At 39.0% G+C, this 9698-nt stretch carries 5 protein-coding genes, 2 tRNA genes and 2 rRNA genes (1 of these 9 running past the window's edge); 6 read left to right on the top strand and 3 right to left on the bottom strand.

Translation table 11 applies throughout. The features are described 5' to 3' along the window. Nucleotides 1-4: 4 nt before the first annotated feature. Nucleotides 5-1267 (bottom strand): acyloxyacyl hydrolase, encoded by a 1263-nt coding sequence (locus AEQSU_RS14160; RefSeq protein WP_014783557.1) that lies wholly within the window; start codon nt 1265-1267, stop codon nt 5-7. 59 nt (nt 1268-1326) lie between these two features. Continuing rightward, entirely contained in the window at nt 1327-2589 is a 1263-nt protein-coding gene (locus AEQSU_RS14155) for an acyloxyacyl hydrolase (RefSeq protein ID WP_014783556.1), read from the bottom strand. Nucleotides 2590-2832: 243 nt separating this feature from the next. Between AEQSU_RS14155 and AEQSU_RS14150 the strand changes: the two genes are divergently transcribed. Beyond that, nucleotides 2833-4212 (top strand): alanine/glycine:cation symporter family protein, encoded by a 1380-nt coding sequence (locus AEQSU_RS14150; RefSeq protein WP_014783555.1) that lies wholly within the window; start codon nt 2833-2835, stop codon nt 4210-4212. Between the two features lie 348 nt (nt 4213-4560). Here AEQSU_RS14150 and AEQSU_RS14145 read toward each other — a convergent pair whose 3' ends face one another. After that, nucleotides 4561-5646 (bottom strand): M42 family metallopeptidase, encoded by a 1086-nt coding sequence (locus AEQSU_RS14145; protein ID WP_014783554.1) that lies wholly within the window; start codon nt 5644-5646, stop codon nt 4561-4563. 215 nt (nt 5647-5861) lie between these two features. Between AEQSU_RS14145 and AEQSU_RS14140 the strand changes: the two genes are divergently transcribed. The 5 genes from AEQSU_RS14140 to AEQSU_RS14120 form a co-directional block, all read left to right on the top strand. After that, nucleotides 5862-6563 carry a DUF4294 domain-containing protein gene (locus AEQSU_RS14140; RefSeq protein WP_014783553.1) on the top strand — a complete coding sequence of 234 codons (702 nt, stop codon included), beginning with the start codon at nt 5862-5864 and terminating at the stop codon, nt 6561-6563. A gap of 639 nt (nt 6564-7202) precedes the next feature. After that, nucleotides 7203-8726, top strand: a 16S ribosomal RNA gene (locus tag AEQSU_RS14135). A gap of 164 nt (nt 8727-8890) precedes the next feature. Further along, a tRNA-Ile gene (locus AEQSU_RS14130) sits at nt 8891-8964 on the top strand. A 179-nt stretch (nt 8965-9143) separates the two neighbouring features. Further along, nucleotides 9144-9220, top strand: a tRNA-Ala gene (locus AEQSU_RS14125). 230 nt (nt 9221-9450) lie between these two features. After that, nucleotides 9451-9698: ribosomal RNA gene (locus tag AEQSU_RS14120) — 23S ribosomal RNA — on the top strand; it runs 2587 nt beyond the window's last position. Together the 16S and 23S rRNA genes with 2 tRNA genes alongside form the textbook arrangement of a ribosomal RNA operon.

Here is a 9698-nt window from a genome sequence, read left to right as displayed (position 1 = left end):
TTTTTTATATCCGTTCCCGAAAATTAAAGCTGTGAACATATCCCAAACTAATCTCAGAGAAATCAGCTTGCCCGGCATTTGAATTTATGTGAGCACCGACGTAAAAATTGTTTTTAGGTTTTTTCTCTAAACCTAACAGATAATATTTTAATCCCAACCGTCCTGAAATGAGTTGTTTTATTTTATAGGGTCTATTATATTCCCCCATTACCCAATCAGCTGGAATTTCTTTTGGAGTGTTTTCCCAGCCAGTATTTATACGCCAATCAAGTTTATACGCTGGTTTGTGAAGATTTAAACCGATTTGTAAATCAATGCTAACGTGGTTCATTAGCACTTCAGCATTAAAATTAACGCCAAGATTTGTGGAATAATAAACTGGCGCACTTTTGAAATAATCAAACTCCTTTCCATTTCGCACCATCCATTCCTTTCCTTTTATATAATCGTAATAATGATCGTAATATCGAAAGTAAAATCCAAAGCCAATTTTTAAGGTATTGTTATAAACCTTGCCATATTCCCCTGAAATACTGTAAACTCCTTTGGTTTTGTTAAATGCTGTGGAAAACGAATTTTGCCCTAATCCCGCGCGTGCTGAAAAGTATGTAAAAACACTTTTTGGTGGTTCAGTAAGAGCTACGCTATCTTTTATTTCTCGATTATTTTGAGGATTTTTAATAGCTGTCGATAAACTTAACAAATATGAATTATAGCCCTTGTTATGCAAACGAGTGTGCCCATTGGAATGATGAGAATAACCAACTCCCAAACGCAAATCTATATTTTTCGTGGAAAGAAATTGGTAATATAAGTAAGTTCTAGTCGCCCAAGTAATGTGCGTAGTTACAGCTTGATTTCTTGGGTTTGTTTTAGCATTATATGTTTTGGTAACGAATGAAGCCCCCATTCCAGCGAGTATACTGAATCTGTTACTTCTAAACGCTTTAAATTCTATAAAAGGCATAAGCGAAAAAGCCAGCCCCAAGCTATCTATATTTCCAAAATCTGTAATCCCAAAAGAATACCCTGTTTTTGGGCTTTTTAATCGCATCGCCCATTCCTGTTTGTTTGAGGATTGATACCTTCCAATATTAAAAATAAGCTGCTTTTGAGGTTTTGTCTGTGGAAAATTAACGTTGGCTTCTAGTGTTTTTCCAATCAGAATTTCAGGATTGAAGAGAAGCGCATCTTCCACCCAATTTATAGTTTGACCTTGTGAAAGTAACGTACACAGCATAAATAAAGAACCAAAAAGTAATTTCATTTGGTTCAGTAATTGTCAATATGCATACTATTTATAAAAGTTTAAATTCATTCTTTTCACTATCTATCACGTTTTTTAAATCTGTGAACATAACCAATACTAAGCTCTGTAAAATCTGCTTGACCCAAGTTAGAGTTGAGGTTAGCACCCAAGTAAATATTATTTTTGGGCGCGTTTTCCATTCCAATTAAATAATATTTTATACCCAATCGTGTAGAAATGCGGTTCTTCTTTTTATAACTTGAATCTAGTTCGCCAAGCATCCAATAATCTGGAATATCTTTTGGAGTATTGTCCCAGCCTTCATTTATGCGCCACTCCATTTTGTAAGCAGGTTTGTGAAAGTTATAGCCCACTTGCAAATCAATACCAACGTGGTTCAAAAACACTTCGCCGTGAAGACTAACTCCAAAATTGGTAGCGTTGGACCACGGATTCTCCTTAAAATAATCAAACTCTCTTTCGTCCTGAACTAAGGATTCATTTCTTTTAATATAATCGTAGTAATGCTGGTAAAATCGGTAATAAAACCCAAGTCCAACTTTAAAAGTATTGTTGTAAACCCGTCCGTATTCCCCGGCAATGGTGTAAACATTTTTTCGATCGTTGAATGCCAGGGCAAATACATTTTGCCCAAGTCCGCCGCGAATTGCATAATAATCGTAAACTGTTCTTTTATACTGCGGAATCGTTCCATCTGAAACAATTTCGGCACGTTTTAAAGGATTTTTTATATCTGCGGAAACACTTACCAAAAATGAATTATAACCCTGGTTCAGCAAATGCGTATGACCATTAGAATGGTGCGAATAACCCAAACCAGCTCGCCAATCGATATTTTTTGTTGAAAGAAATTGGTAATAGAGATAGGTTCTAAAGGCCCAAGTTACATCTGTAGTTACCGCTTGGTTTCTTGGATTCGATATTTCGTCATATTTTTTGGTAAAATAGGAAGCGCCCAACCCCGACAATACTTTCCAACGATGGCTTCCAAAAGCTTGAAATTCAATAAAAGGCATTGCGGTAATACCGAGTCCCAAACTGTCCAAACTTCCAAAATCGGTGACACCAATGGTAAGTCCGGTTTTTGGTCCTTTCAAACGCTGCGCCCATTCCTGTGGATTGTTGGTGTGATAACGACCAATATTAAAAAGAAGTTGCTTTTGAAGTTTCGTTTCAGGAAAGCCTCCATTAGCCTCCATCGTTTTACCTAAAAGAATTTCAGGAGTAAATGTAAGCGCGCTTTTTTTCCACTCTCGCTCTGACTGGGCAAAACTTAAAAACGACACAAAAAGAAAGAAAATGGTTAGTTGTTTTTTCATTTGGTGTTGCAAGTAACAATTTCCCTGTTAATTTTAAAAATTTTAACACTACATTCGTAAGGCAAACGCATAAATTTATTTTTATGATTGTTGCCACGAATTCACGAATGTTTAATTTTTTAATTGAAAAACCAATGGTTTTTCTGGACTCGTGAATTCGTGGCGAAAAATAACGTAACACCCTTTTTAGCTAAATATGATTTTGACTTGTCTACATTTATTATAAACTTTTAAAAACTAAACTTGGAAAAAGTAGATAAATTTATTGCAGCAATGGCCTCCGTAGCTTGGGGTTTACCGCTTTTGATACTTTTGATTGGCGGTGGATTGTATCTTTTAATCCGAATTAAATTTTTACCTTTTCGTTATTTAGGTCACGCCCTTGCAGTACTTCGCGGAAAATATGATAACGAAAGCGATGCTGGCGAAATCACACACTTTCAAGCTTTAACCACCGCGCTTTCAGCGACAGTTGGAATGGGGAATATTGCGGGAGTAGCCGTAGCCATAGCCATTGGTGGTCCAGGCGCCGTTTTTTGGATGTGGGTGAGCGCCGTTATTGGAATGTCTACCAAGTTTTTCACAGCAACTTTAGCAATTCTTTACAGAGGAAAAGATTCCGAAGGAAAAATTCAGGGTGGACCAATGTATTTTATAACCGAAGGCTTGGGCAAAAAATGGATGCCTTTGGCAATTATGTTTAGTGTTGCTGGATTGGTGGGTGCTTTACCAGTTTTCAATGTAAACCAACTTACGCAGGCAATAAACGATATACTTCTAAAACCGGCTGGAATGTACTACGGTTTTAAAACAGATTTAGTAATCGGTTTGATTTTAGCTGTAATCACATCAATAGTTATTTTGGGCGGTTTGGGACGCATTAGTAAAACGGCTTCCAAAATGGTTCCTGGAATGGTGGCGCTTTATTTCGTTTTGGTTTTGATTATATTAGGAACTCATATTGATGTAGTTCCAAAATATCTGGGAATGATTTTTACAGATGCTTTCTCCGCAAATTTTTATAAAGGTGATGCTTTCTTAGGCGGTGCAATTGGCGGAATAATTCTTTTGGGAATTCGTCGTGGTGCTTTTTCCAACGAAGCGGGGATAGGCACGGCGCCTATGGCTCACGGCGCAGCAAAAACTAACGAACCTATTCGTGAAGGGCTTGTGGCAATGTTGGGGCCAGCAATTGATACTTTGATAATTTGTACGCTCACGGCTTTGGCAATTTTGGTTACGGGCGTTTGGCAAAGTAGCGATGCAAATGGTGTGAGCTTGACAGCTTCAGCTTTTGAGGAAAGTATTCCAGTGTATGGAAAATATGGCTTATTGGTTTGTATCGCCGTTTTCAGTATTTCTTCGTTGTTTTCCTATTCGTATTACGGCAGTAAGTGTATGTCGTTTCTATTTGGCGCAAAAAACAAAGGAATCTATAATTATTTTTATATCGCCAGTATTATTGTTGGAGCAACAACTTCACTTAGTATGATGATTAATTTGATAGATACTTTCTTTGCGCTAATGGCCATTCCTACGATGACAGCGACCATTCTTTTAGCACCAAAAGTTATAAAGGAAGCGAAGATTTATTTTGAAAAGTTGAAGAGAGAGAAATTATAGATGGAAATAAAAATTCTCATTAAACCTTCACTAGAGTTGAGTTTAATGTACCTGCGTTGCCAAAAAATCTGTAATATTTTAGCTAAATAAGGTATGTTGAAATTCTCCTTAAGCTTAAAACCCAAAGGCTGTGCGGTACCAATTGCAATGTCTGATTAACTCGAAAAGTCGTCATAAATTTCAAACCTGACACCCCAATATTTTAGGAAGCTAATGAGAAGAAACAATCCAAAGAAAAAGGTGCTGAATAACAGAGAATGCTAGATTTTTAGGCGAACATAACAAAAAACAAACCTTTACAATTCAAGAATTGTAAAGGTTTGTTATTAAAAAGAAACGAATTTTTTATTAATCGAAATAACTGAAAGTTTCTCCGTCTTTTATGTTTAAAAGCGTTTCATAAATAAGTTTTATTACATTTTCCACATCATCACGATGAACCATTTCCACAGTAGTGTGCATATATCTTAATGGTAGCGAAATTAAGGCGCTTGCTACGCCACCGTTACTATAAGCAAAAGCATCTGTATCCGTACCAGTAGCTCTAGAAAGTGCCGCTCTTTGGAATGGAATCAGTTTCTTTTCAGCAGTATTAACTATCAAATCGCGAAGTTTTTGTTGTACTGCTGGAGCGTAGGCAATTACAGGGCCACAGCCAATTTCTGCCAGTCCTTGTTTCTTTTTATCAATCATTGGCGTTGTGGTATCGTGGGTAACGTCCGTAACGATTGCAACGTTTGGCTTTATGCGTTCGGCAATCATTTCGGCACCACGAAGTCCGATTTCTTCTTGAACCGAATTCGTAATATAAAGTCCAAAAGGAAGTTTTGTTTTGTTTTCGTGAAGCAATCGTGCAACTTCAGCAATCATAAACCCACCCATTCTGTTGTCTAATGCTCGGCACACAAATTTATCACCGTTCAAAATATGGAATTGATCTGGATAGGTAATTACACAACCCACGTGTATGCCCATTTTTTCCACTTCTTCTTTATCCTTCGCGCCCACATCTATAAAAATGTTATCGGGTTTTGGAGCTTCTTCCTTTGCTTTATTACGGGTGTGAATCGCCGGCCATCCAAAAACACCTTTTATAATACCATTTTTGGTATGAATATTCACAATTTTTGAAGGAGCAATTTGGTGATCGCTTCCTCCGTTTCTAATAACGTAAAGCAGTCCGCTGTCGCAGATATAGTTTACGTACCAGGAAATTTCATCTGCGTGACCTTCAATTACAACCTTAAATTTGGCTTTGGGATTTATAACACCTACTGCGGTTCCGTAGGTATCTGTGAAAAACTCATCAACGTAAGGCTTCAGATAATTCATCCACAATTTTTGTCCGTCCCATTCGTAGCCAGTAGGAGAGGCGTTGTTTAAGTATTCTTCTAAAAATTTAAGGGAATTGTCAGTCAGAATTGAAGTAGTCATAAATTATTTATTTTGAAAAGATATATGTTCGGTAAAATTAGCAATTTCTTATTAAGCCTAACAAGGCAATTTGCTTATTTTTGGAACGTTTTTTGGATAATGGATAACTTTCTTTAAATAAATCATTTTAATGAAACATCCACAATTATTTTTTAAGAAAGTAACCAGATCACTATGATGTTCCGTTTGAACTTTAGAAAACAAATAGTAGCCTAATGAAAATTATCATACCTATATATATAGGCGTCTTACTATTTAGTAGCGCCGCAATTTATGGTCAAGTAGAAACTGGATCTTTGGAAAAGCAAAAAGACTCCACCCAAATTATGTATTATATTGTTGAAGGCGATACCATTGCGCGCGAAATGATAAATCTGGACGAAGTTTATTTGATGAAGAAAGTAAAGTTTATGACGGAAGAGGATCAGCGCCGTTATTTAATACTTCGCCGAAAAACCCGTAAAGTTTATCCATACGCCAAACTTGCTGCTGAAAGATTGACGACAATGACCGAAAGATTGAAAACCATAGAGAAGAATAGTGATAAAAGAAGATATACCAAATTAGTACAAAACTATATTGAAGGAGAATTTTCTGAAAAGCTGAAAAAGTTAACCCATACTGAAGGTCAAATATTAGTAAAACTTATAGATAGGCAAACTGGTCGCACAACTTATGACTTGGTAAAGGAACTACGTACTGGTTGGCGCGCCTTTTGGTACAACACTACCGCCAGTCTTTTTGAAATTTCATTGAAAGAAGAATACAAACCTTTTGAGGTGATAGAAGACTATTTAATAGAGGATATCCTTGAAAGATCCTTTCGTGACAACATTCTTGAGCGTCAAGCGCCTGCATCTCCAATTAATTATTTAGACTTAGTTGCCCGTTGGAATAAGAAACGTGTTAATAACTAAGTTCGAATTCTATTGCAGAGTAGTTCAAAACATGGTATGTTTGTAGTTCGCTCTTTTATTTTCTAGAATATTTATTGAAATGCTTAATATACTGTAGGCTTAGCTTTACTCATTGCTTAGTCAAAAAGTAAAAGCTGCTTTAAATATTTTTTTCAGCTTATTTTACTGGTAATAAAGCAACTCACTTTGATTTTTTTAGTGTTGATAACATCCAACGAAAAAAACTTCAAATTAAGTTTGTTGGAATAGAAAAGGGTTCTATATTTGCACCCGCTTAGAATACGAGCTATGGTTTGTAGGGAAGCGAAAAAGTTCTTTTAAAATTATTTTCAATTATTTTCACAAAAAGTATTGTGGGATTAAAAAAGAGTTTTATATTTGCACCCGCTTAGCGATAGGCGCGTTCATAAAAATGGTGAAATGGTAGTGATAGAAGCGGTTCGAGTCCGTAGCACCGACAAATTGACTCTCTGTATTAGTATAGGGAAAAGTTCATTGAGATATTGAAATTGACAGCGTAGATTAACATTCGAAAGAATGTTGATCAACAAAGAAACTAAACTAAGTAAGATTTTCTGAGATTTTTTTGAGGGAGTCGAGCTCTTACTGAAGTATGGTCGCAATATTATTGAAGATTATACGATGAAGAGTTTGATCCTGGCTCAGGATGAACGCTAGCGGCAGGCCTAACACATGCAAGTCGAGGGGTAGAAAGTGCTTGCACTTTTGAGACCGGCGCACGGGTGAGTAACGCGTATGCAATCTACCTTATACAGGGGAATAGCCCAGGGAAACTTGGATTAATGCCCCATAGTCTATATTGAGAGCATTTGATATATAGTAAAGATTTATCGGTATAAGATGAGCATGCGTACCATTAGCTAGTTGGTGTGGTAACGGCACACCAAGGCAACGATGGTTAGGGGCCCTGAGAGGGGGATCCCCCACACTGGTACTGAGACACGGACCAGACTCCTACGGGAGGCAGCAGTGAGGAATATTGGACAATGGGCGAGAGCCTGATCCAGCCATGCCGCGTGCAGGAAGACTGCCCTATGGGTTGTAAACTGCTTTTTTACGGGAAGAAACACCGCTACGTGTAGCGGCTTGACGGTACCGTACGAATAAGGATCGGCTAACTCCGTGCCAGCAGCCGCGGTAATACGGAGGATCCAAGCGTTATCCGGAATCATTGGGTTTAAAGGGTCCGTAGGCGGACGTCTAAGTCAGTGGTGAAATTCTGCAGCTCAACTGTAGAACTGCCATTGATACTGGTCGTCTTGAATCGTTGTGAAGTGGCTAGAATATGTGGTGTAGCGGTGAAATGCTTAGATATCACATAGAATACCGATTGCGAAGGCAGGTCACTAACAACGTATTGACGCTGATGGACGAAAGCGTGGGGAGCGAACAGGATTAGATACCCTGGTAGTCCACGCCGTAAACGATGGATACTAGCTGTCCGGCACACATTGGTGTGCTGGGTGGCCAAGCGAAAGTGATAAGTATCCCACCTGGGGAGTACGTTCGCAAGAATGAAACTCAAAGGAATTGACGGGGGCCCGCACAAGCGGTGGAGCATGTGGTTTAATTCGATGATACGCGAGGAACCTTACCAGGGCTTAAATGTAGTCTGACAGGATTGGAAACAGTCTTTTCTTCGGACAGATTACAAGGTGCTGCATGGTTGTCGTCAGCTCGTGCCGTGAGGTGTCAGGTTAAGTCCTATAACGAGCGCAACCCCTGTTGTTAGTTGCCAGCGAGTCATGTCGGGAACTCTAACAAGACTGCCAGTGCAAACTGTGAGGAAGGTGGGGATGACGTCAAATCATCACGGCCCTTACGTCCTGGGCCACACACGTGCTACAATGGCAGGTACAATGGGCAGCCACTGCGTGAGCAGGAGCGAATCCACAAAACCTGTCTCAGTTCGGATCGGAGTCTGCAACTCGACTCCGTGAAGCTGGAATCGCTAGTAATCGGATATCAGCCATGATCCGGTGAATACGTTCCCGGGCCTTGTACACACCGCCCGTCAAGCCATGGAAGCTGGAAGCACCTGAAGTCCGTCACCGCAAGGAGCGGCCTAGGGTGAAGCTGGTAACTAGGGCTAAGTCGTAACAAGGTAGCCGTACCGGAAGGTGCGGCTGGAACACCTCCTTTCTAGAGAAAGACGACCGAATATTCAACAAAGAGAAGACTCTTATAAAGGATTAAAGGAGTCTTGCTTGGTTTAGCTGTCAATTTTATAATATTATGGTCAACAGGTTAAGTCTTCGGTATATCAAAACTGATTACTGAACACTGAACATTGGAGACTTTCACAGAGTCCCATAGCTCAGCTGGTTAGAGCGCTACACTGATAATGTAGAGGTCGGCAGTTCGAGTCTGCCTGGGACTACAAAAGAATGAATAAGGAATAATGTCGAATGAATAATAGCAGTATTATACATTAATCATTACACTTTAAACATTCAAAACACGTTCATTAAATACATATTGAAGGAAATTTTAGAAGTTGGGTTTGTTGCGAGTTTAAATACTCATAACTCATAACTAATAACTCATAACTAAAGAAATGGGGGATTAGCTCAGCTGGCTAGAGCGCCTGCCTTGCACGCAGGAGGTCATCGGTTCGACTCCGATATTCTCCACCACGGACAGAATCCAACATACGAGTACCAAAGAGTTATTTCATAATACTTGCGGTGAATATTGCGGAGGTCCAGACAGTTCATTGACATATTGGAAACAAAGAATACGAGAAAAGTAATAATTAAAGAAGTACGCAGTACGAAGTAATTAGTACGCAGTTTTTAAACTGAATACTGACCACTGAATACTGAATACTGAAAATTTGAATAACTCATTAAAAGAGCAAAAAGTACAATAAGCAAAATAAGGGCGTATGGGGAATGCCTAGGCTCTCAGAGGCGAAGAAGGACGTGATAAGCTGCGAAAAGCTGCGGGGATTGGCACATACAAATTGATCCGCAGGTATCCGAATGGGGCAACCCAGTACATTGAAGATGTATTATCCGCAAGGAGGCAAACCCGGGGAACTGAAACATCTAAGTACCCGGAGGAAGAGAAAACAATAGTGATTCCGATAGTAGCGGCGAGCGAAATCGGATT

The sequence above is a fragment of the Aequorivita sublithincola DSM 14238 genome, assembly GCF_000265385.1.
GTDB classification, from domain to species: Bacteria; Bacteroidota; Bacteroidia; order Flavobacteriales; family Flavobacteriaceae; genus Aequorivita; species Aequorivita sublithincola.
This window is presented reverse-complemented; position numbering and strand designations above follow the sequence as displayed.